Source organism: Micromonospora sp. NPDC049240, from assembly GCF_040647835.1.
In the GTDB taxonomy this organism is placed as follows: Bacteria; Actinomycetota; Actinomycetes; order Mycobacteriales; family Micromonosporaceae; genus Micromonospora.
In genome coordinates, this window is the sequence record NZ_JBEZCX010000012.1 from 217,345 (window position 1) to 239,369 (window position 22,025).

At 73.0% G+C, this 22,025-nt stretch carries 19 protein-coding genes; 2 read left to right on the forward strand and 17 right to left on the reverse strand.

The annotated features are described in order from the left end of the window. Positions 1-76: 76 nt before the first annotated feature. Positions 77-1,039 (reverse strand): stage II sporulation protein M, encoded by a 963-nt coding sequence (locus tag AB0B02_RS20355; RefSeq protein ID WP_357302410.1) that lies wholly within the window; start codon positions 1,037-1,039, stop codon positions 77-79. A gap of 24 nt (positions 1,040-1,063) precedes the next feature. Here AB0B02_RS20355 and AB0B02_RS20360 point away from each other — a divergent pair, with 24 nt between their 5' ends. Next, a complete protein-coding gene (locus tag AB0B02_RS20360) occupies positions 1,064-1,993 on the forward strand; it encodes an RDD family protein (protein ID WP_357302413.1) in 930 nt (309 codons plus the stop codon). A 51-nt stretch (positions 1,994-2,044) separates the two neighbouring features. Here AB0B02_RS20360 and efeB read toward each other — a convergent pair whose 3' ends face one another. The 15 genes from efeB to AB0B02_RS20435 form a co-directional block, all read right to left on the reverse strand. Beyond that, the gene (gene efeB, locus AB0B02_RS20365; RefSeq protein ID WP_357302415.1) at positions 2,045-3,367 is read right to left on the reverse strand and encodes an iron uptake transporter deferrochelatase/peroxidase subunit; all 1,323 of its coding nucleotides are present in this window, start codon (positions 3,365-3,367) and stop codon (positions 2,045-2,047) included. Next, on the reverse strand, positions 3,364-4,494 hold the full coding sequence (gene efeO / locus AB0B02_RS20370) for an iron uptake system protein EfeO (RefSeq protein ID WP_357302418.1): 1,131 nt from the start codon (positions 4,492-4,494) through the stop codon (positions 3,364-3,366). The genes efeB and efeO overlap by 4 nt, the downstream gene beginning before the upstream one ends. Positions 4,495-4,523: 29 nt before the next feature. Next, positions 4,524-5,504: an iron uptake transporter permease EfeU gene (gene efeU, locus AB0B02_RS20375; RefSeq protein ID WP_357302421.1), complete on the reverse strand. Its 981-nt coding sequence runs from the start codon at positions 5,502-5,504 to the stop codon at positions 4,524-4,526. A 243-nt stretch (positions 5,505-5,747) separates the two neighbouring features. Then, positions 5,748-7,247 (reverse strand): adenosylhomocysteinase, encoded by a 1,500-nt coding sequence (gene ahcY / locus AB0B02_RS20380; RefSeq protein WP_357302424.1) that lies wholly within the window; start codon positions 7,245-7,247, stop codon positions 5,748-5,750. A 274-nt stretch (positions 7,248-7,521) separates the two neighbouring features. After that, complete coding sequence (manA, locus tag AB0B02_RS20385) at positions 7,522-8,682, reverse strand: mannose-6-phosphate isomerase, class I (RefSeq protein ID WP_281944006.1); 1,161 nt, start codon at positions 8,680-8,682, stop codon at positions 7,522-7,524. 3 nt (positions 8,683-8,685) lie between these two features. Next, entirely contained in the window at positions 8,686-9,726 is a 1,041-nt protein-coding gene (locus AB0B02_RS20390; protein ID WP_281944008.1) for a cation diffusion facilitator family transporter, read from the reverse strand. Positions 9,727-9,754: 28 nt separating this feature from the next. Then, a complete protein-coding gene (locus tag AB0B02_RS20395) occupies positions 9,755-10,951 on the reverse strand; it encodes an SIS domain-containing protein (RefSeq protein WP_107157731.1) in 1,197 nt (398 codons plus the stop codon). After that, positions 10,948-11,154, reverse strand: a complete 207-nt coding sequence (locus AB0B02_RS20400; RefSeq protein WP_107157732.1) for a Trm112 family protein — start codon at positions 11,152-11,154, stop codon at positions 10,948-10,950. Before AB0B02_RS20400 ends, AB0B02_RS20395 begins: the two co-directional genes overlap by 4 nt. 159 nt (positions 11,155-11,313) lie before the next feature. Continuing rightward, the gene (locus tag AB0B02_RS20405; protein ID WP_357302429.1) at positions 11,314-12,282 is read right to left on the reverse strand and encodes a hypothetical protein; all 969 of its coding nucleotides are present in this window, start codon (positions 12,280-12,282) and stop codon (positions 11,314-11,316) included. A 112-nt stretch (positions 12,283-12,394) separates the two neighbouring features. After that, complete coding sequence (gene nfi / locus AB0B02_RS20410; protein WP_281944193.1) at positions 12,395-13,048, reverse strand: deoxyribonuclease V; 654 nt, start codon at positions 13,046-13,048, stop codon at positions 12,395-12,397. Between the two features lie 77 nt (positions 13,049-13,125). Beyond that, on the reverse strand, positions 13,126-13,701 hold the full coding sequence (locus AB0B02_RS20415; RefSeq protein WP_357302432.1) for a DinB family protein: 576 nt from the start codon (positions 13,699-13,701) through the stop codon (positions 13,126-13,128). A gap of 54 nt (positions 13,702-13,755) precedes the next feature. Further along, complete coding sequence (locus AB0B02_RS20420) at positions 13,756-14,199, reverse strand: hypothetical protein (RefSeq protein WP_357302435.1); 444 nt, start codon at positions 14,197-14,199, stop codon at positions 13,756-13,758. 5 nt (positions 14,200-14,204) lie between these two features. Next, positions 14,205-18,431 carry a toxin glutamine deamidase domain-containing protein gene (locus AB0B02_RS20425; RefSeq protein ID WP_357302542.1) on the reverse strand — a complete coding sequence of 1,409 codons (4,227 nt, stop codon included), beginning with the start codon at positions 18,429-18,431 and terminating at the stop codon, positions 14,205-14,207. A gap of 24 nt (positions 18,432-18,455) precedes the next feature. Further along, complete coding sequence (locus tag AB0B02_RS20430; RefSeq protein ID WP_357302438.1) at positions 18,456-18,812, reverse strand: hypothetical protein; 357 nt, start codon at positions 18,810-18,812, stop codon at positions 18,456-18,458. 2 nt (positions 18,813-18,814) lie between these two features. Continuing rightward, on the reverse strand, positions 18,815-19,228 hold the full coding sequence (locus AB0B02_RS20435) for a YbaB/EbfC family nucleoid-associated protein (protein WP_281944020.1): 414 nt from the start codon (positions 19,226-19,228) through the stop codon (positions 18,815-18,817). Between the two features lie 81 nt (positions 19,229-19,309). Between AB0B02_RS20435 and AB0B02_RS20440 the strand changes: the two genes are divergently transcribed. Further along, positions 19,310-20,542: an SUKH-3 domain-containing protein gene (locus AB0B02_RS20440; RefSeq protein ID WP_357302442.1), complete on the forward strand. Its 1,233-nt coding sequence runs from the start codon at positions 19,310-19,312 to the stop codon at positions 20,540-20,542. A 4-nt stretch (positions 20,543-20,546) separates the two neighbouring features. Here AB0B02_RS20440 and AB0B02_RS20445 read toward each other — a convergent pair whose 3' ends face one another. After that, positions 20,547-21,986, reverse strand: a complete 1,440-nt coding sequence (locus AB0B02_RS20445) for an aldehyde dehydrogenase family protein (RefSeq protein ID WP_357302444.1) — start codon at positions 21,984-21,986, stop codon at positions 20,547-20,549. Positions 21,987-22,025: the final 39 nt, after the last annotated feature.

Consider the following 22,025-nt stretch of genomic DNA (forward strand, 5'->3'; position numbering starts at 1 on the left):
CCGGGCACCTCGGCCCTGATTCACGGAAACAGTGGCTGTGGCGGGCTCCTCAGCCACTGTTTCCGTGAATCTGCGGTCAGTGGTGGCGGGGGCGCGGAGCGGAGGACGCGGCGCGGCGGCCCAGGATGAGCGCGTACGCCAGGAAGGCCGCCCAGACGGTGGCGCCGGCCGCCACCCGCACGGCTGTCGGCACCGGCGCCGGGGTGACGAACGCCTCCAGCAGCGCGGAGACGGCGAACAGCCCGACCAGGCCGACCGCGACCACCATGGCCGACCGCCCCGCCTCGGCGACCGCCCGGCCGCGCCCGAGGTGCGCGGGCGGGGCGATCCACGCCCAGGCGGTGCGCAGCCCGACCCCGGCCGCGACGTAGATGCCGGTCAGCTCCAGCAGGCCGTGCGGCGTGATCAGGCCGAAGAAGACGTCCGCCCGGTCGTAGGAGACCATCACGCCGCCCACCACGCCGATGTTCAGCGCGTTCTGCCACAGCAGCCAGAACACCGGCACCACCAGCACGCCGGCGGCCAGGCACTGGGCCGCCAGCCAGGCGTTGTGCGTCCACAGGTGGAACGCGAACGTCGGCGCGGCGAACTCGGTGTAGTAGCCGGCGAACCCGGAGTCGACGAGTTGCCGGGCCGACTCGGCGCCGATGAACGCGGCGGCGGTGTCCGGGTGGCCGGCGACGAACCAGATGAGGAAGACGCTCAACGCGCTGAAGCCGGTGGCGACGCCGCACCACCACGGCCAGGCCCGGTAGAGGGCGGCCGGCAGGTCGGCCAGCAGGAACCGGCGTACCGCCGCCCAGGACGGCCGGGGCCGGCCGATGATCCGGGCGCGGGCGGCCAGGACCAGGTGGGACAGGTGACCGAGGAGCGCCGGCTCGGGGGCGCGGCTGCGCAGCACGGACAGGTGGGTGGCGGTGCGCTGGTAGAGCGAGACCAGCTCGTCGACCTCGGCCGCGTCCAGCCGACGCCGGCCGGTCAACTGCTCCAGCCGCCGCCACTGCACACCGTGCTCCGCCACGTACGCGTCGAGATCCACTCGTTCATGGTGTTCACTGTCGGGGTGCGCGCGCAACCTCCCCCGCCCTCCCGGTGGGCCGACGCCGGTCTGGTCAGCGGCGAGGCGGTGGAACTGGACGTCCGGGCCGCCCGGCTGGGTTCCCGGGTGCTCGCGCTGCTGATCGACCTGGTCGTCCAGCTCGGCCTGGCGCTGGTGCTCGGTGCGGCGCTGTCCCTGCTGGTGCTCGCGCTGCCGCCGGACCTGATGGACGCCGCGTTGGCCGGCGGCCTCCAGGTCGTGCTGCTGGTGCTGGTGCTGGTCGGCTACCCGGTGGTGATGGAGCGGTTCGCCGGCGGCCGGACGGTGGGCAAGCTGGCGGTGGGACTGCGGGTGGTACGGGCCGACGGCGGGCCGGTCGGGGTCGGGCAGTCGCTGGCCCGGGCGCTGGTGGGCGTCGCGGTGGAGTGGCCCGGCCTGGTGCTGCCGCTGCTGAGCTGGGCGGCGACCGTGACAGTGATGCTCACCGACCCGCGCGGCCGACGGTTGGGCGACCTGGTGGCCGGCACGCTCGTGGTGCACACCCGGGGCGCGTCGGTGTGGCGGCCGTTGCCGCCGGCCGTGCCGCCGCTGCTCGCCTGGGCAGGCACGGTGGACCTGACCCGGGTGGACGACGGGCTCGCCCTGGCCGTCCGGCAGTACGTGGACCGGCTCCCCCAGCTCGCCGCCGCGGACCGGGTGCGGCTGGGCCGGGAGCTGTGGGCTGAGGTGGCCGCGGTGACGTCACCGCCGCCGCCGTGGATCGCGCCGGAGTGGGCGTACCTGGCTGCCGTGCTGGCCGAGCGCCGGCGACGGGCCGGGTACCGGCTGGGCCGGACCCGCACGGTCAGCGCCGCGCTCTGGCCGGAGCTGGCCCCGGCCCCGGCCGCGTCGCCCGGCGTTCCGCTGCGGCGGGCCGCGCCGGAACCCGCCGGGCCCGATCCGGTACGCCGCTGAGCACGGCCGGCCGGCTCAGGAGACCGGGCCGGCTCAGGAGACCGGGCCGGCTCAGGAGAACAGTGTCCGGCCCCACCAGTCGGCGGCGTCGCGGACGCCCGGCGGGCAGGCGAACAGGCCGCTGGAGACGTGGCGGAGGTACTCGTTCATCGCGTCGTTGCGGGCCAGCCGCGTCTGGATCGGCACGAACTGCTTGCGCGGGTCCCGCTGGTAGGCGATGAAGAACAGCCCGGCGTCGAGCCGGCCCAGGCCGTCCGAGCCGTCCACGAAGTTGTAGCCGCGACGCAGCAGGCGGGCGCCGCCGTTCTGGTCCGGGTGGGCGAGCCGCACGTGCGCGGTCGGCGCGATGACCGGCTCGCCGTCGTCGCCCTTGGCGGCGAAGTCCGGCTCGTCGAACTCGTCGCGCCGGCCGAGCGGGGCGCCGCTGCCCTTGGTCCGGCCGGTGATCATCTCCTGCTCGGCCAGCGGGCTGCGGTCCCAGGTCTCGATCAGCATCCGGATCTTGCGGGTGACCAGGTACGAGCCGCCGGCCATCCAGTCCGGGCCGTCGCCGGGCTGCACCCAGAGCTGCTCGCGGAGCAGGTCGGCGTCCTCGGCCTTGAGGTTGGCGGTGCCGTCCTTGAAGCCGAACAGGTTGCGCGGCGTGGCCTGGTCCCGTGACGTCGACGAGGTACGCCCGAACCCGAGCTGCGACCAGCGGACGCTGACCACGCCCATGCCGATCCGGGCCAGGTTGCGGATGGCGTGCACCGCCACCTGCGGATCGTTGGCGCAGGCCTGGACGCAGATGTCGCCGCCGGACAGCTCCGGCTTGAGCGCGTCGCCGGCGAAGTGCGGCAGGTCGGCCAACGCGGCGGGGCGGCGGTCGGCGATGCCGAACCGGTCCCGGCCCTGGGCATCGCGGAACAGCGACGGGCCGAACCCGACCGTGACGGTGAGCTGCGACGGGGGCAGCCCGAGCGCCTCGCCGGTGTCGTCCGGCGGGGCTTCCGGCACGCCACCGACCGCACCGATCAGCCCGGCGTCCTTGCCGGCGGTCATCCGGGCCGCGGCGGCGGTCCACTCCTGGAGCATCGCGACCAGCCGGTCCCGGTCCTTGGTGACCACGTCGAACGCGACGAAGTGCAGCCGGTCCTGGGCCGCGGTGGTGATGCCGGCCTGGTGCTCGCCGAGGAACGGCACCGCCCCGGCGGCCGTCTCGGTGGCCGACGCCTGGCCGCCACCGGCGATCAACGCGCCCGCGCCGGCCGCCACCGCGCCGACGCCGGCCGCACCGACACCGGCCAGCGTCATCGCCCGCCGGCGGGAGATCCCGCGACCGGTCTGCTTGCTGTTCGGCTCGCTCGTCGCGTCACCGCCGGCCGGGGTGCTCATCGCGCGACGGCCGCCGCGATCTTGCTGACCGGCTCGGCCAGCGCGTTGATGCTGTCCGACAGCTCCTTCAGCTCGGTCTTGCTGAGCTGGGTGTGCAGCTTCCAGCCGTCCCCGGCCCGGTGCTTGCCGAGCGCGGCCTCCACGTTGGCGAACTCGGCGTCGAGCTGCTTGACCAGGTCGGGCGCGCGCTGTTCCAGGGCCGGGCGCAGCGCGCCGACGGCGGCCTTCGAGCCCTCCAGGTTGGCGTTGAAGTCCCAGAGGTCGGTGTGCGAGTACCGCTCCTCCTCGCCGGTGATCTTGCCGCTGGCGACCTCGTCGAGCAGCGCCTTGGCACCGTTGGCGAGCTGGAGCGGGGTGAGCTTCTCGGCGTCGGCCTTGGCCACGATCGCCTTGACGTCGACCAGGAGCTGGTCGGCGATCGGGCCGTCCTTGCTGATGTCGCCGGTGGTCCAGAGGTCCTTCTCGATCCGGTGGAAGCCGGTGAACTCCATGCCCTCCTCGACCACCTCCTCGCGACCGTCGATCTTCGGGTCGAGGTCGCCGAAGCTCTCCGCGACCGGCTCGATCCGCTCCCAGTAGGTGCGGGCCACCGGGTAGAGCGCCTTGGCCTTGGCCACGTCGTTGCCCTTGACCGCGGCCACGAACTCCTCGGTCCTGGTCAGCAGCGCGGCGGTCTGGCTGCGCACGTAGCGCTGGTAGCTGGCGGTGGCCTCGGTGAGCGCGGCGTCCGGCGCGACGCTCGCGGCGGTGCCGCTGACCTTCAGCGCGCCCCGGATGCCCCGGCCGCTCATCCCCGGCTTGCAGGCGGTCTCGTACGTCCCGGCGGGCAGCTCGACGCGCAGCTCCCGGCTCAGCCCGGGGGCGATGTTCTCCACCTCGCCCATCACCCGGTCACCGGCGGCGTACACGTAGAACTCGTTGACCTTGGAGCCGTTGTTGGTCACCTTGAACGTCACCTGGCCGGCGTCGATCTCGGTGCTGTCGACCTCGCAGGCGCTGTCCGTCGCCTTGACGGCGATCGGCCCGCCGGCGGTCGCGCCGGCGTCGTCACCACCGCCACAACCGGCCAGTCCGGCGACGGCGAGCAACCCGGCGGCGGCGGGCGCGACGAATCGAGTGGTACGCATCGGTGCGGGATCTCCTCGGAAACGGGCGGTCAGGCGCGCGGGGACGGGACGGCGGCGGCGTCGACAGCGGCCGGCGCGGGCTCGGGGGTGGTCGCGGTGGACTCGGCCGGCGCGTTCCCGGCCGAGGCCACGGTCGGCGCGTCGGCGGCGGGGGCCGCGGTCGGCGCGTCGGTGGCCGGCGCGGCGGGAGGCTTGGCCGGCGCGGCCGGCTTGCGCAGGAAGAGCACCAGCACCGGCACCGCGTACGCGACCCAGGCGACCAGTTCCAGCACGGTCGGCGCGGCGGTGATGTTGAACATGCCGGCGAGCAGCGCGCCGTACCAGGCGTTCGGGTCGAGCGTGGCGGAGATGTCGAAGGCCTGGTTGTTCAGGCCGGGCAGCACGCCGGCCTCCTGGAAGTCGTGCACGCCGTACTTGAGGATGCCGGCGGCGACCAGGATCAGCAGCGCGCCGGTCCAGGTGAAGAAGCGGCTCAGGTTGATCTTCAGGGCGCTGCGGTAGAGCAGGAAGCCGATCACCACGGCGGTGGCGATGCCGCCGACCAGGGCGAGCAGCGAGCCCGCGCCGGTGCCGCCGGCCACGCTCTCGGCCGCGGCGTAGAAGATCAGCGCGGTCTCCAGGCCCTCCCGGACCACCGCGAGGAAGGCCATGCCGGCGACCGCCAGCGACCCGACGGCGAGCGCCTCGGTGAGCTTGCCGCGCAGCTCGCCCGCGATGGACCGGGCGGCCCGGCGCATCCAGAAGATCATCCAGGTCACGAACACGACGGCGGCGACCGAGGTCACCGCCTCGAAGAGCTCGCGCGACTCGGAGGTCCGCAGCAGCGAGGTCGAGGTGTACTGGATCAGCGAGCCGAAGACGACGGAGAGCACCACGGCCAGGCCGACGCCGGCCCAGACCTGGGGCAGCCGGTCACGCCGCTGCGACTTCACCAGGAAGGCGACCAGGATGCTGACCACCAGGGTCGCTTCCAGGCCCTCCCGCAGGCCGATCAGGTACGTGGCGAACATCCGTAACTCCGTAGTCGGTCAGGCATGCCTCAGTTAACTTAGGGCAGCCATACCTTGCTCCTGTTCCGGCACGGCGTCAAGTTGTTCACGGCAACGTCACCCCGCCGGCCGCGACCGTCGTCCCAGCCTCGTCCCGAGCCGGCCGGATCGCACAGGGCCGGAGGACCCGTTCGTCCCCGCGTACGCGAAAAGGGACCGGGACGGCCGCGCGGCGGCCGACCCCGGTCCCTCCCGGGTGCGGGATCAGTAGCGGTAGTGCTCCGACTTGAACGGACCCTCCTGGGAGACGCCCAGGTAGGAGGCCTGCTCCTTGGTCAGCGTCGTCAGCTTGGCGCCGAGCGCGTCCAGGTGCAGCCGGGCGACCTTCTCGTCCAGGTGCTTGGGCAGCACGTAGACGCCGATCGGGTACTCGTCGGTCTTGGTGAACAGCTCGATCTGGGCGATGGTCTGGTTGGCGAACGAGTTCGACATCACGAAGCTCGGGTGCCCGGTGGCGTTGCCCAGGTTCAGCAGGCGGCCCTCGGAGAGCACGATGATGGCGTGGCCGTCATCGAACCGCCACACGTCGACCTGCGGCTTGATGTTCTCCCGGGTCACGTCCGAGCGCTTGGCCAGGCCGGCCATGTCGATCTCGTTGTCGAAGTGGCCGATGTTGCCCACGATGGCCTGGTGCTTCATCCGGGCCATGTGCTCGTTGGTGATCACGTCGAAGCAGCCGGTCGCGGTGATGAAGATGTCGGCCTGCTCGACCACGTCGTCAAGCGTGGCGACCTGGTAACCGTCCATCGCGGCCTGGAGCGCGCAGATCGGGTCGACCTCGGTCACCACGACCCGGGCGCCCTGGCCACGCAGCGACTCGGCGCAGCCCTTGCCCACGTCGCCGTAGCCCATCACGACGGCCATCTTGCCGCCGATCAGCACGTCGGTGGCCCGGTTGATGCCGTCGATGAGCGAGTGGCGGCAGCCGTACTTGTTGTCGAACTTGCTCTTGGTCACCGAGTCGTTGACGTTGATGGCCGGGAAGAGCAGCGTGCCGGCACGGTGCATCTCGTAGAGCCGGTGCACGCCGGTGGTGGTCTCCTCGGTGACGCCCTTGATGCCGGCGGCGATCCGGGTCCAGCGCTGGTTGTCCTCGCCGAGCGAGCGGTGCAGCACCTGGAGGATGACCGCGTACTCCTCGGAGTCGGCGGACTCGACCGGCGGCACGACGCCGGCCTTCTCGAACTCGGCGCCCTTGTGCACGAGCAGCGTCGCGTCGCCGCCGTCGTCGAGGATCATGTTCGGGCCCTGCCCGTCGGGCCAGGCGAGCACCTGCTCGGTGCACCACCAGTACTCCTCCAGCGTCTCGCCCTTCCAGGCGTAGACGGGGACGCCAGCCGGGGCCTCCGGGGTGCCCTCGGCGCCGACCACGATGGCCGCGGCGGCGTGGTCCTGGGTGGAGAAGATGTTGCAGGACGCCCAGCGGACCTGCGCGCCGAGCGCGACCAGGGTCTCGATCAGGACGGCGGTCTGCACGGTCATGTGCAGCGACCCGGTGATGCGGGCGCCGGCGAGCGGCTGGGCGTCGGCGAACTCGCGCCGGATCGCCATCAGGCCGGGCATCTCGTGCTCGGCGAGCCGGATCTCCTTGCGCCCGAACTCGGCGAGCGACAGATCCGCCACCTTGTAGTCGCCCTCGGCGAGGGTGCTCGGCCGGGCGCCGGACGGCGCGCCGCTGGGGGCCGCCGGAAGCGTGCTGGTCATGGAAGCTCCTGTCGAACGAAGGGCTGCGCAGCCTTCCACCTTACGCGCGTGGGCCCGCTCACCCGGCTCCGGTTGGCGCAGGAGCGACGAACAGCGCACGGGGGCGGACGGTCGTGGACGACTTTTCCGCCCACGGCCCGGCCACCCCCGTGCATCCCCCCGGTTTGGATCCCCGCGCGTTCCCGGACGTTCGTCGCGACAACGCTGCGTACACAAAGACTCACACTGAGCGACCGGCCCGTCAAGCGTTTCCGGGAAATCGGCGCCGCGGGGCTCAGGACAGGCCGCAGGTGGCCACGAACGCCTCGCCGTCCCCGGTGAGCACCAGCGGGCCACCGGCGGCGGTGCCGACCGCGGACCGGCCCGCCGCCAACGTCACCACACCCACCCCGTCGTCCACGGTCAGCTTGCCGGCCCCGCAGAGCACCACCCGCGGGCCGGGCAACGTGAACCGCACCTCCGGCGAAGCGGCACCCACCACCACCCGGTGCAACGCGAAATCCTCCACCGGCACCGGCCAGGTCGACACGCCGGGCGCCACCGGCTCCGGCCGCAGCACCGGATCGGCCAGCACCTCGAACCGGAGCACCCGCAGCAACTCGTCCACGTCGATCCGTTTCGAGGTCAACCCGCCGCGCAGCACGTTGTCGCTCGCCGCCATGATCTCCACGCCGGTGCCGCGCAGGTAGGCGTGCAGGTTGCCGGCCGGCATCCAGATGCCCTCGCCAGGCGCCAGCCGCACCCGGTTCAGCAGCAGCGCCACCACCACACCCGGGTCGGTCGGATAACCGGCCGCGAGCGTGCGGACCAGCGCCGCGTCCGGGGACGCCGGCCCGGCGGTCGCCGCCACCAGCACGGCCGCCACCAGCCCGGCGCGCTCCGACTCCGGCCAGCTCAACAGCGCGCGTACGGCCTCCCGCAGCCCCGCCGGACCGCCACGCAACGCGGCCACCACCGGCGCCAACGCGGGTACGCCGAACCCGGCGAGCACCGCCGCCGACTCGGCCGGGTCCCGGAAGCCGCAGAGCGCGTCGAACTCGGAGAGCGCCACCAACAGCTCCGGCTTGTGGTACGGGTCGACGTAGTTGACCCGCCCGGTGTCCGCCGCGTGCCCGGTGCGGGCCTGCTCGGCATCCGGATGCGCCTGGAGGCTCAGCGGCGCGTCGGCGGCCAGCACCTTCAGCAGGAACGGCAGCCGGGTGCCGAACCGGCCGACCAGGCGCTCACCCAGCCAGTGCCCCGGCTCGGCCAGCAACAGCTCGGTGAGACTCACCGGGCCGCCGTCCCGGTCGACGGTGGCCGGGGCTCCCGGGTGGGCGCCCAGCCACAGCTCGGCCTCCGGCCCGTCGCTCGGCACCGCCCGGCCCTGCAACTGCGCGATCGCGGTGCGCGAGCCCCAGGCGTAGTCCCGGATCCGGCCCTGCATCAACTCCATCGGTCAGCTCCCGGGCCGCCCGGCCACCTCGTCGGCCTTTGCCGCCTCCGGCGCGGTCACGTCGTCCGTCTCCGTCTCCGCCTCCGGCACGGCGGTGTCGGCGGCCTGGCCGGTGCCCGCCCGCTGCGCCGCCGCGCTCCAGATGTCCGGCTCCAGGTAGATCACCCGGGCGATCGGCACCTCGCGGCGGATCCGCGCCTCGACCGCGTTGATGCCCCGGGCCAACTCCTCCGCGCTCTCGCAGGCCGGCACCGCGATCTTCGCGGCCACCAGCAGCTCCTCCGGGCCGAGGTAGAGCGTCTTCATGTGGATGATCCGCTCGACCTCCGGGCCGCCGGTGACGGCTTGCTCGATCTTGGCCAGCTCGCTGCGCTCGGCACCCTCACCGAGCAGCAGGCTCTTGGTCTCGATCGCCAGCGTGATCGCGATGATCACCAGCAGCACGCCGATCATCGCGGTGCCGGCCGCGTCCCACATGCCGTTGCCGGTGGCCAGCGTCATGCCGACCCCGAACAGCGCGAAGACCAGACCCACCAGGGCGCCGAAGTCCTCCAGCAGCACCACCGGCAGCTCCGGGGCCTTGGCCCGGCGGATGAACCGGACCCAGGTCTGCTTGCCCCGGATCAGGTTCGACTCCTTGATCGCGGTGCGGAACGAGAAGCCCTCCATCACGATCGCCGCGAGCAGCACCACCACCGGCACCCACTGCCACTCCGTGATCGGGTGCGGGTCGGCCGCCTTGTGGTACGCCTCGTAGAGCGCGAACAGGCCACCGAGGCTGAACAGCACGATCGCCACGATGAACGCGTAGATGTAGCGCTCCCGGCCGTAGCCGAACGGATGCTGCGGCGTGGCCTCCCGCTTGGCCCGCCGGCCGCCGATCAGCAGCAGGCCCTGGTTGCCGGAGTCGGCCACCGAGTGGATCGACTCCGCCAGCATCGACGACGAGCCGGTCAGCAGGAACGCGATGAACTTGGTGACGGCGATGCCGAGGTTCGCCGCCAGGGCGGCGACGATCGCCTTGGTGCCCCCGTTTGCGCTCATGCCCCGCCTCGCTCGATGCCGCACATGCTCACTGGTTTGCCAGCTCCTTCATTTCCGTGATGGCCGGAACCGCCATCGGGTCCAGCCCGTGTGCCAGGGCGAGGTAGATCGAGGCGAAGTCCGGCACCGCCACCAGCGACGCGAGCCGCTCCAGCGCGGAACCACCCTCGGCGGTCACCACGTCGCAGCGCACCCCGCGCCGCTCGGCGAGCGTCTGCACCGCGTCCGCGCGGCGCTCCTCCACCGCCAGCGGCTCGTCGGTGTCGTCGTCGGCGTTGAGGCCGCCGTCGCGCAGCAGCACCAGCCGCAGCCGGATGCCGTCCGGGTCGGAGTCGTCGGGGTCGGCGAAGATGTCCCGCTCGCCCTCGGCCAGCCCGCCGAAGACGCCGTCGAGCAGCCCCACCCGGCCCCGGCCGGCCTCGCCCAGCGCACCGCTCACCACCGGGTAGCGGGAGTTCGCGGACAGCGTGTCACCGAACCGGCGGGCGGCCACGGTGGCCAGCGGGGACGAACCCCACACGATCGGGATCGACCCGGCCAGCCCCAACGCGAGGGACTTCGCCGGATTGACGAACGACTCGGCGGTCGGCCGGCACCGGTCGGCGTCGGCGTCCAGCCGGGCCGCGGTCTCGGCCAGATCCGCCTCGTTGACCTTCACGAGGCCGAGCGTACGGGCGGCGAGCAGGACCGGCACGGTGAGCGCCCACAGGCTGGCCCGGGCCGGGGCCCGCCGCGGCACCGGGATGAACGGCGCACGGGCCCGCTCCGCCACCGACTGGAGTTGCGAATCCGGAGCGCCGACCGCGACCAGCCGGGCGCCGCGCCGGTGCGCCGCCTCGGCCGCGCCCAACGCCTCCGGGCTACGGCCGGAGGCGCTCACCGCGATGACCACGTCCGCCGCGCCCACCCAGCCGGGCACGCCGGCGCTGCGGTGCGGGATCACCGGCACCGGGCAGCGCGGCCCGGCGACCGTGGCCAGCACGTCCCCGGTACGCCCGGCGGTGCCGATGCCGGCGATGACCACCGCCCGGGGTCGCCCGTCGTCGGCCAGCACGGACAGGTTCGCCTCGGCGGCCAACGCCGCCGACTCGCGTACCTGGGCGCCGGCGGAGGCGGTGAACCGCAGCATCCCGCCCGGATCCCGCTCGCCGAGCTGCGCCGGATCGTCCAGCAGTGCCTCGTCCGCGTGCCGGTGCCCGCTCACCCCGGCCGTACCGTCCATCACCGCGACGACCCGCCCCGCGCGTCGTCAGCCGCCGGACCGCCCCGCGCCTCGTCCAGGAGCAGCACCGGGACGTCGTCCCGGACCTCGAAGACGCGACCGCACTCGGTGCAGGTCAACGTCTGCGCCTGCGGGTCGTAGTCGAGCGGGGCGTGGTGTGTGTCCGGGCAGGCGAGAATCTCGAGCAACTGCGGGTCCAGGGCCACGGCGCGGCTCCTTCCACGTATGTGGTCTCACCGGTCGGCGGTGCCGTCCGGCGCACGCGATCTTAACGGCGAACCGGCCCCGGCACCCGGCCCCGTTCGACACCCGGCCGGCCGGGTCCACCCATGGTCACGGTAAACCCGGGAGCCGTCGGGGCCGGCTCAGTCCGGCATGCGGGGCAACAGGCTGGTGGCGTCCCCGTCCGTAGGGGCCGCTGGCGGGGACCCGGCGGGCGGCGTCCCGTACACGTTGCCGGTCGGGCGCGGTGGCGTGGCGCCGCCGCCATACACCGTCGGGGCCGGCCCGGGCGCCCCGGAACGGTAGGTGGTGCTGCTGCGGGGCAGCGGGACCGGGGGATGCTCGACCACCGGGCCGTCGTCCGTCCGGTCCGCGCGGCTGCGGCGCACCAGCAGGACGATCAGCGCGACGCCGACCAGGACCAGCCCGATGCCGAACCACATGATCATGGAACCTCCGAAGGACGAATCGTCGGCCGCGGCACCGGCGGCCGGCTCGACGGCGGCGACCACCGCCGACGTGCCCGCCGTCTCCGGCGGCGTGACGGCGACCGTGCTGGGCGTGGGGGTCGGCGACGGCTTGCGGGAGGGCGTCGGGCTCGGGCTCGGCGTCGGCTCCGCGCCCACCAGCCGGGCCGACCGGCCGGCCCGGCCGAGCACCTGGCCGTTCGCGGCACTCGCCTCGCCGGCGATCTCCAGCCGCCCGCCCACGGTGCCAGACAGGAAGGACACCCGGTAGCGCACCGCCGCGCCCTTGCCCTTGCACAGCGGCCGCTCGACCGACGCCACCTGGGAGGTGGTCACCACGCCACCACCACCGCCGACCGGCACCCCCACCCAGCGGCCACCGGACGCCACCTGCACCCGGACCTGATCGGCCCGCAGACCGTCCAGCCGCAACCCGAGCGTGGTGCGCAACGACACACACCCCTCGGTGCGCTTGCGCACCTCGACCGTCACCGCGCCCGCCGAGCCGCCGGCCGTGAAGCTGCCCGCCGAGCGCAGCCCGACCCGGTCGCCGTCGGCCAGCGCCGGGGACGCCACGGCGACCACCAGGCCACCCAGCATCGCACCGGCCGTGGCCCAACGCGCCGCGTGCCGCCTCACCGACATCCCCACCTCACCGTTTCCGTCCCGGACGAGATCCGCCGGTCAGGTTACTACCGGGCCACCCAGGCACCCGCTCATCGAGCGCCCCACATGTGTGCAGCGTTACGCGCCCCGGTCAGCTCCGGTCGCCACCCGCCGCGAGGGCCCGACGGCAGAGCCGGTCGGCCGTCCGGGTGGTCTCCGGCAGCCGGTACCGGGGCGTCAGAGCCAGTACCCGCTCCACCGCCCCGTCCAACCCGATCCGGTGCCCGACGCTGACGAAGACCGGCCGGACCCCGTCCCGGGTCCGCAGCACCCGCCCGACCACCTCCCCGCCGTCCCACAGGTCGGCCCGGTCGCCGCGCCGTGGGCCCGGCCCGGTCCACGAACCGACAAGCGGCGTCTTGCCCACCCCGACCGCCGGCAGCCCGGTCACCAGCCCCAGGTGGCAGGCCAACCCGAACCGGCGCGGGTGCGCCACCCCGTGCCCGTCGCACACCAGCAGCTCCGGGCGGACGGTCAGCCGCTCCAACGCGGTGAGCAGCGCCGGCATCTCCCGGAAGGCGAACAACCCCGGCACGTACGGGAACGCCGGCCGCCCCACGCACACCGCCTCGTCCACCACGGCCAGGGTGGCCGCGTCCAGCACCGTGACGGCCGCCGCGAGCCGGTCACCGCTCTCCGCGTACGCGACGTCCAGCCCGGCCACCGTCGCGGGCGCGCTCGGACCGGGCCCGACCAGGTCGACCCGCGACCGCAACTCCTCCTGTACGCGCAGCGCCTCCGCCACGTCGGCCGGCGGCCGGTACGGAATCCCCTCCGTCGGCGGCCCGGCCTGGCTCCCGGGGCGCGCAGGGTCGGCGCGCGTCACCGGCCCACCCGACCGTCGATCCGCTCGCGCAGCAGGTCGGCGTGCCCGTTGTGCCGGGCGTACTCCCCGATCGCGTGCACCAGCAGCTCCCGCAGCGAGACCATCCGGTCACCCCGATGCCCCCTGATCTCCAGGTTCGGCGCCTCCGCCACGAACCGCTCGGCGAACGTCACCTCACTGCGCCACGCCGTCCACGCCTGCGCGACCAGCGCCCGATCGGCGACGGCGCCGGTGAAGGGCTCCTCCACGTCACCGGTCGGCCAGATCCGCGACACGTCCTTTCCGGCCATGACGCGGCGGAACCAGTGCCGCTCACGCTCGGCGGCATGACGGAGCAGTCCGAGCAACGACAGCGTCGACGGTGGCACCGACCGCCGGGCGAGTTGCTCCGCGTCGAGCCCGGCGCACGTCAACTCCAGCGTGCGACGGTGGTACCTCAGCTCGCCGGCCAGGACGCTCCGCTCGTCCGCACCCGGACCGTCGACGCGGGGATCCTCGTCCGGCGCGACGAACATGTCCTCCCGGCCGAACCGGCGTGGACCGGCCCCTGCATCGGGGCTCGTATCAGGCATGGCTGGACGATGCCGGAAACAGCATGGACAGGCAAACGCCGCTCACCTGCGATCTCAGGACGCGTCGGTCGCGATGCCGGGATCAGCGCCAGGGTCCCCGGCCCGCTGAAGCTGCTCTTCGAACATCACGAAAGTCCGCCGCCGGATGCCCCGGATGAGTGCCTGCTCGCGCGTCGTCGGGTAGCGACGTTCCTCTCGGATGGTGTCCTCAAGCCCTCGAACGGTTTCGTAGAGCGCGAAGAGGGGTCCCTCACCGCGAAGGTAGCGGCCCCGCTCCTGCTCCACATACCAGACGAACTCGCTGCGATCGATCTCATGTATCTCGTCGCCCCCCACGAAGAGAACCTTGTCCACGAGATTGTTCGCCGCGCGCCAGCCACCGGTGTCTGGCGAGAGTCGCCAACCGGCTGTTCCGCCGTCTTCCGCCTTCACCAGCTTCAGCGGAGACTCGTAGTAGAGGAAGAACTTCGGCAGCGTCGGGCCGGGCGGATGCGTCATCGTCGTCACCCTTCCAGCCCGCCCTGCACGGCGTCCCAGTAGATGCTCTGCGCCCGCCGCAGAAGGCCATCCCGAACCGCTGTCTCGGTCTTCGTCAACGGCCGATGATCCAACTCGGCCAGTGCTTCCAGATCCCGCCTGACTTCATAGAGCGCATGTTCCCACTTCGCCACGTCCTCAAGTGCGGCGAGGTGTAGACGCAGCTCGCCCACATGACCGTTCGAGAGGTTCAGATTCAACAAGATATCCCGGTAGCCGCTGCTCTGCGGCGAGACGAAGCGGTCCTTGATATCCATGATCAACACGTCGGGACGATCAGCCAGAGTCGCCAGCGCACCATAGATTTCACCGAGCGTGGCGAACTCAACCTTGGCCCCCGCCAGGTCCTTCAGACGTGCGGCGTTGTTTGTGTACTCAACCAGCTTGTCCCTAACGCGTTTGCGGCTCTTGGGCTCGCTACGCCAACCCGGCGTACCGGTCTCGCCCGCTATCGTGCTCGCGATGTCGTTCAGCTCCAACTGAGCCACCGCCGCGCCGGCGTACAACCGATCGACGTAGTCATTGAGATAGATCGGGTCGTTCTTCCGGTCCTGTTCAAAGCCGGCTTGTTGAGCCAACTGCCGCCGAGATGCCACCGCTCGGGTGAGACGGCGTTGTTCGGCGGTCAGTGGAGTCGGAACGGGATCCCGGTCGCCGAGAATGACCAGCGCGTCCGGCCCGTTACTCTCGATCTCCTGCACCACGTCACCGAGGACGTCGATGGCCTGTTGGTGGCTGGCGAGATGGTGCAGGGTCACCGGCCTGGCGGTCAGCGAGTTGGCGAGTTCCGGCGTCGCCAGGATCATCCGCACCAGGTCGGGACGCTCCGCGAGCTGTCGCACCAACGTCTCGGCGAGCAGTTCCTCCCGCCGCGGCGGGGCCTCCCAGCTCTGGTCCAGCATCCGCTGCACGCGGGCGTCGGTGAACAGCCGTTTCAGGTCACCGGCCGCGGCCTCGTCCAGCCCTGGTACGAGCCGTCGCAACGTCGACCCGTCGGCGTGCTGCGCCAACTCGACCGGGGTCACCCCGGCGGCGAAGGCGTCAGCCAGGCTGGCGCTGGCCACCAGCGCGTCGCGCACGTAGAGCCCGGCGGCGATACGGTCCGCGTGAGCCGCACGGTGCTTGTCGCGTATCCGGTCAGGCGTCGGCTCGGCATGCGGCGCGTTGCCGGGCGGGCGGTGCAAGGTGGTGGACTCGCCGAGCAGGTGGACGCGGTTGAAGTCGGGCGTACCCCCGTGGTCGCGCGGCAGTGGGTCGGGCGGTCGTGGGGGCACCGGACGGTGCCGTGGCTCGGGCAGCACGTTGAAGTCGCCGGGCGGCCGGCCGGTAAGCGGCATCGGCCGACCGTCCGGGCCGAGGACCAGGGCATCCACCCCCACCACGTTCCCCTCGAACGGGACGCCGCTGTGCCGGTAGAGCGGCTGCCCCGCCACCATCCCGCTCTGCGGGTCGAGGTAGAGCACCGTGCCGTTCTGGTTGAGCGCCACCCAGGCGTGCGAGCCGCCGCCCTCGAAACTGGTGATGAGGAAGGCGTAGCTGCCGTGACCGCCCGACGCCAGTTGCGCGTGCAGGTCGCGGTAGCCGCGCTCGACCAACCTCCGCCGGGCCGCGCCGGTCACCCCGGCGCGGTCGGGCCGGCACAGGTTCTGGAACCGGCCGCCGGTCGTCTCCTCGACCCGCAGCGGGCCGTCGATCTCGCCGCCGACCGGTCGCTGCACGTCGCCCGCGAGATAACCGTCGAAGGTACGCGGCGCGGCGACCCGTGGCCGACCGTGCACCCAGGTCTCGAAGAGGGACAGCGTGCAGTCGAGGCAGTTGATGCCGCGGGTGGCGTCGGCGGCCGGGCCACCGTCGTTGGCCAGCCGGAACCAGTCGCCGCGCCGGGGATCGGCGGTCCGGATGACGCCGCCGTCCGGGTTGCGGGGCATCTGCCGTTCGAGGTCGGTCTGGTGCAGCGCGAGCGGAGGCCGGAGTCCTCCGCGCCGGCCGTAGGGGCGGGACCGGTCGACCGGCGGCGGGTGACCGTGGCCGGTGAGCGCGGAGTGGTCGGCCGTCTCCACCGCGCCGAGGGCCAGGTCCGCCACGTCGTCGTTGATCCGGTAGAAGTCGAGGTCGTCCTCGACCATCACCCGTTCCGGAACCAACTTCCCTTTGAGTACGTGCTGCGCCTCCGCGCGCAACTCCGACGCCTCCAGGTCGGCCTCATGCGCTTCCCGGTGCCAACGCTCGGCGGCGAGCGTCCGCCCCGACCGGCGCAGCTCCAAGGCTTGCGCCGCCCAGTCACTCGCCCGTTCCTCGTGGTAATCGGCGCGTTCATTGAGCCAGTCCGCCCGGGTCTGACGTCGGCGGTCCTCGAACCAGTTGCGCTGGGATCGCAGGTAACCCTGGTAGCGACGTCGATCGAGGGCCTCCCGCTCCGCCATCAGACGCGTGGCCCGCTCCTGCGGAGTTTCGCGGTGGGAAGACGGAGGGTCGTACGGATTGAGGACGCTCGGCGGCGGACTCGTCGGCCCCACCGTCTCCAGCAGCGGGAAGCGGGGATTCGGCACCGGCCGGGGATCGGGGCCGACGCCGGGTGCTCCCGGGTTCGGCGCGACCTGGGGATGGGGCGGCGGAGCTGGCGGCGCGGCGAGATGCCCGTCAAACCCGCCGGCGGTGATCCGATCCGGTGACGGCGGCATCGCCGGGTACGGATGGTCGACGGGCGGGGGCGAAAGTGTCGTCGGGGCCGCCGCCTGCACGGGTGTGGTGGGTGCCGGAGCATGGGTGTCGGTCACCGCCGGCGTCGGGCCCGCGCCGCGCCAAGCGTCGGCGGCCCCCGGAAGAGCGGAGCCGGGGTTCGGCGTGTCGACGGCCACCGAGGACAGCATCGGAGTGGTGGTCGAGGTGGTTGTCACGACGGCGGAATCGACGTTTCCCAGGGCGGGCAGCGTCGGGGTGGACAGTTCCGGCGTCGGGTGTGCCACGCCCACCGGGTCGAGGTGCGGAGCCGCCGTCACGGCATCGGCCAGCGGGGTCGAAGAAGGCGGGCCAGCAACCGGCCGGGAGTGCACGACCGGCTCATCACTCTGCGCGGACGGCGGCCCGGCGGACCGATGGTCCGGAACGAAACCGGTCGGACCCGGCCCGGATGACACCTCCGGGCCGACCGGCGGCAGGTCCAGGCCGACCGGCGGGGCCGTGAGGCCGCCCAGCTTCCCGTCGAGTCGGTGATGCAGCGCCGTCTCGGTCTGCCCGGTGACGGAACCGCTGACGCCGGACGCCGCGGCGCGAGCCAGGTCTTCCAGTGACGGGCCCTGACCGGTGGCCAGCCCGGCTGCGGTCTCGGCGAGGCTCTCGCCGGCCATCTCGCGCCCGAAGCACTCCCCGACCTGCGCGAACCGCCCGCTCGCATGCCGGCCCAGACCGGCGAGCGGCGCGACCGCGCCGCCGGCGAAGCCACCGAGCCCCGACGCGCCCACGTCGGTCAGGTCGAGGCCGTTCCGGCGGCCGGTGGAGTTCTGGTACGCCTGGGTGGCCAGGTTGGTGCCCGCCTCCTGCCCGGCCTCCGCCAGGCCGGCGAGCACGGCCTTGCGGGCGAGACCCCGGGCGCCGCTCTTGACGGCCTCCTTCGCGGCCCGTTCGCCGGCCTCCTTCAGGCCTTCCTTGACCGCCTTGCGGGCCAACTGGGCCACCAGCCGCTTGAAGATCTGTTGCACGGCGATCCGGGTGGCGGTGATCGCGGCGCCGGCCGCCGGTGACGCCGCGCCGAGCGTGAGCACGGTGACCACCGCGAGGGACAGCAGTTCGACGACCAGGATGCCCAGCTCGATCCAGGCTTCCAGCTTCGCGCCCTCGATGTCGCAGCCGCAGGAGTCGACGAGCCGCCCCAGCTCGTCGGTGGCCGCCACGAGGGCGTGCAGCGGCGCGTCCTCGCCTCCCGCCACCTTGTCCCAGGCCGTGTCGAACGCGTGCGCCACCAGACCGACGCCGCCGTATCCGCTCTTCACCTCACCGGCGGCGGTGGTCGCCTCGTCGCGCGGGCCGGCCAGGACGCCGGCGACGGAGTACCACTGGTCGGCCAGGTCCCAGACGGCGCGCTCGTTGCCCTCCGGCCATTCCACGCCGACCACCCAGTCGAGCGCCTCGTAGATCCAGCCGGGCACGTCCCAGGGGCAGTAGTCGAGCGGGTGCGGGATCGGGCTGGGCAGCATGCTCACGCGCGGATCCTCCGGTGGTCAGCGCCAGGGCCGATGCGGGTTGTGCCGTTGGTGCGGGATCTTCCCGAGGTCACGGGCGTTGCTCAGATCGGTCTCCACGGTCGCGGTGACCGAGCGGACCACGTCCGACCCGAGCCCTTCGAGCGAGCGTCCGAGCAGTTCCCACGCCCGCAGCAGCGTCTCGGCGTAGCCCTGGTAGTGCTTGTCGAACGCGGCGCCGATGTCGTCGCGCCCCCACGGTCGTCGGCCACTCGCCGCGGCGATCGGATCGCCGGTCTCGCGCCGGGCCGCCGTGACGGCCTTGCCGGTCGCTGCCAGGTCGCCGCCCCCGCGCCGGGCGCGGTCCGCGTCCAGCCAGATCCCTTCCCCGGCCACGGTCACTCGCCGCGTGACGCCATGGCGTCGGCCCGGCCGAGCAGCGCGCCGAAGTCATGGGTACGCAGGAACTCGACCGAGGACGAGCCGGGCGGCAGATAGCCGGAGACCAGATCGCGGGTGGCGGCGGACGCGGCGGCGGAGGCACGCAGCACGGTCTCGGTGATCTTCCGGCTCAGCGCCCGGGCATCCCGGTCGTGGAACACGGCGGGACTCACCTCGACGGTGATCAGCTCGCCGCGCGCCCCGACCACGACGGTGACCTGGTCGTCGTCGGAGCGTTCGGTCACCCGCAACTCGGCCAGCCTGGTCTGGAGTTCGTCCAGGCCGGACCGCAGTCGTTGGTACTGGCCGTACACCTCGTCGAACCTCGCTCGCAACGCACGGTTCGCATCCCGATCGGCACTCTCGGCCACCACCGCCCCCCTTCCGTCACCGTGGGTAGGGCCGACCATACCGGGTGCCACGGAATCCGTGGGGTCCGGTAATTTCAGGTGGTGATCGAGCGACAGCAGGCCGAGCAGATCGCCTCCGTCTGGGCCCGGCGCGACTCCGACCGCCTCGGCTTTCCCTGCACGCCGGTGGTCGAGGAGTTCGACCTGGGTTACCTGGTGTTGTCCACCGTGTCCAACGAGGCTCGGGCCCTGCCCGGCGACCTGCCGACCACGGTCATCGACAAGGAGACCGGCGAGGTCTCCACCTGGCCCCGGGTGCCGGCGTCGGCGGTCGAGCAGATGTACCGGCAACGCCGGCCGGCCGCGCCGCGCGCCCCCCGTACGGTCGACCCGGCCGGGCAGTTGCTCCGCGAGCTGACCCGGCTGCCTACGCCCGGCGCGGCGGCGCACCTCACCCTGGACGGCCGGCTGCACGTCGCGCAGGGCGCGAAGGGCGACGTCGAGCTGCACCACCATCCACTCGTCCGGTCCTATCTCGACGAACTGCCCGCCGGTCACCTGGTGCGGGGCGGCGATCGGCACGCGGAGATGATCGTCGTCTCCGACGCGTTGCACGAGCACGACCACCGTCGCGCCGCCGAAGGGCTACCGCCGCTGACGCTCGACGAGGCCCGGCAGTGGTTGAGGGTGAGCCGCATCGAGTTCTTCCGCATCCGCGAGTCCGGTGATCCGGCGGGCGGTCAGGCAGACCTGCGATGCGAGTCGTGCATCCGGTTCCTGGTGCATTTCGACGTGCTGCCCTGGCCGGAGCTGGCGTACGCCGAGGAGTGGCGCCCAGATCCGCAGACTCCTCCCGATTCTGAACGGTTCCCGTCCGAAGTGGCGGACGCGCTTGTGGTCGCCGGCTGGCGGCCGCACTTCGGGGACGAGGTGTCGGCCGCCGCCTCGGTCCGCAAGGTCACCGGGGTCCGTGGGGCCCAGCACAGCCATGCTTCCTTCCCCGTCGCCCTGGCGACGCTCACCGCCTTTCCAGGGCTGGTGAGCGCACGGCAAGGCCCTGGCGAAGCGGTGTGGATCTCCCGCTTCGACGTGCGTCCGCGCAAGGTCGCGCACACCGCCGACACCCTCGCGGACTTCGGCGCGGTCCTGGGTGTCCGCCTCTTCCCGTTGGGCAGCGAACGTCAGGAGAGCATCCTCGCGGTCGACGAGCACGGCCGGGTCTTCGCGCTCGACCAGGCCGGCGAATGGTTCCTCGGCGCGGACGTCGATGCCGCTCTCACCACGCTGCTGCTCGGCCGTGCCGCCCCCCGGGTCCGCGATGACGGCACCTGGTGACCGCCTACAACGCCACCCCGGTGAGCACCAGGACGCGCGGCTCGGTGTAGTCGTCCATCGCGCTGCGCAGCCCCTCCCGCCCGACACCCGACCCCTTCACCCCGCCGTACGGCATCTGGTCGGCCCGGTACGACGGCACGTCGCCGACGATCACGCCGCCGACCTCCAGTGTCCGGGCGGCGGCGAACGCCACGTCCAGCCGGTGGGTGAAGACGCCGGCCTGCAACCCGTACGCGGAGTCGTTGACCGCGGCGAACGCGGCCTGGTCGTCCGGGACCGGGGCGACCACGAGCACCGGCCCGAACACCTCCTCGGCGCAGACCTTCGCGTCGGCCGGCACGCCGCTGAGCACGGTCGGCGGGAAGGTCGCGCCGTCGCGCCGGCCGCCCACCTCGATCGTGGCCCCGGCGGCGACCGCCTCGTCCACCCACGCCTCCACCCGCTGCGCCGCCTCGACGGACACCAGCGGCCCGACGTCGGTCAGCTCGGAGCGGGGGTCGCCGGTGCGCAGTTCCTCGACGGCGGTGACGAGCCGGGGCAGGAAGCCGTCGTGGAGCCGTTCGTGCACGTAGACCCGCTGCACCGCGATGCACGACTGCCCGGCCTGATAGTTCGAGAACGTGGCGATGCGGTGCGCGGCGAATGTCAGGTCCTCGTCGGCCGACCAGTCGGCGCAGATCACCGCCGCCGCATTGCCGCCCAGCTCCAGCGTGACGTGCTTGTCCGGGGCGGCGCGGCGGATGGCCGCGCCGACCGGGCCGGAGCCGGTGAACGAGACCACCGGCAGGCGCGGGTCGGCGACCAGTTCGGCGGCGCGTTCGTTGGGCAGCGGCAGCACCGAGAAGATGCCGTCGGGCAGGTCGGTCTCGGCGAGGAGTTCGCCGAGCAGCAGCGCGGTGAGCGGGGTGGCCGGAGCCGGTTTGACCACGATCGGGGCGCCGACGGCGAGCGCCGGAGCGACCTTGTGGGCGACCAGGTTGAGCGGGAAGTTGAACGGGGTGATGCCGAGCACCGGCCCGCGCGGCACGCGCCGGACCAGCGCGATCCGGCCGGTGGCGGCCGGGTCGGTGTCGAGACGTTGCAGCTCGCCGGAGAAGCGGCGGGCCTCCTCGGCGGCCCAGCGGAAGGTCGAGATCGCGCGCCCGACCTCGGCCTTCGCCCACTTGACCGGCTTGCCGTTCTCGGCGGTGATCAGCGCCGCGACCTCGTCGGCCCGTTCGGCGAGCCGCCGGGACACATGGTCCAGGGCGGCGGCGCGGACGTGCGCGGGCAGGGCCGCGGCCTCCGCGGCCACCCGGGCGGCGCCCGCGACGGCGGCTTCGACCTGGTCGGCAGTGGCGAGCGTGGTACGCCCCACCGCCCGCCCGTCGTACGGGTGGGTGACGGTCAGCTCTGCCTCGCCGTGGGCGGGGCGGCCGGCGACGTAGAAGGCTCTCGGCTCCACGTCCGGCAGCGTAGACCAGGAACGCCCGCGCGGAAACAG

Coding starts and splice junctions, on each gene's coding strand:
- efeB (WP_357302415.1), bottom strand. CDS start 3,367: ATGAGCACCCCGGCCGGCGGTGACGCGACGAGCGAGCCGAACAGCAAG.
- efeO (WP_357302418.1), bottom strand. CDS start 4,494: ATGCGTACCACTCGATTCGTCGCGCCCGCCGCCGCCGGGTTGCTCGCC.
- efeU (WP_357302421.1), bottom strand. CDS start 5,504: ATGTTCGCCACGTACCTGATCGGCCTGCGGGAGGGCCTGGAAGCGACC.
- ahcY (WP_357302424.1), bottom strand. CDS start 7,247: ATGACCAGCACGCTTCCGGCGGCCCCCAGCGGCGCGCCGTCCGGCGCC.
- manA (WP_281944006.1), bottom strand. CDS start 8,682: ATGGAGTTGATGCAGGGCCGGATCCGGGACTACGCCTGGGGCTCGCGC.
- AB0B02_RS20390 (WP_281944008.1), bottom strand. CDS start 9,726: ATGAGCGCAAACGGGGGCACCAAGGCGATCGTCGCCGCCCTGGCGGCG.
- AB0B02_RS20405 (WP_357302429.1), bottom strand. CDS start 12,282: ATGTCGGTGAGGCGGCACGCGGCGCGTTGGGCCACGGCCGGTGCGATG.
- AB0B02_RS20415 (WP_357302432.1), bottom strand. CDS start 13,701: ATGCCTGATACGAGCCCCGATGCAGGGGCCGGTCCACGCCGGTTCGGC.
- AB0B02_RS20420 (WP_357302435.1), bottom strand. CDS start 14,199: ATGACGCATCCGCCCGGCCCGACGCTGCCGAAGTTCTTCCTCTACTAC.
- AB0B02_RS20425 (WP_357302542.1), bottom strand. CDS start 18,431: ATGCTGCCCAGCCCGATCCCGCACCCGCTCGACTACTGCCCCTGGGAC.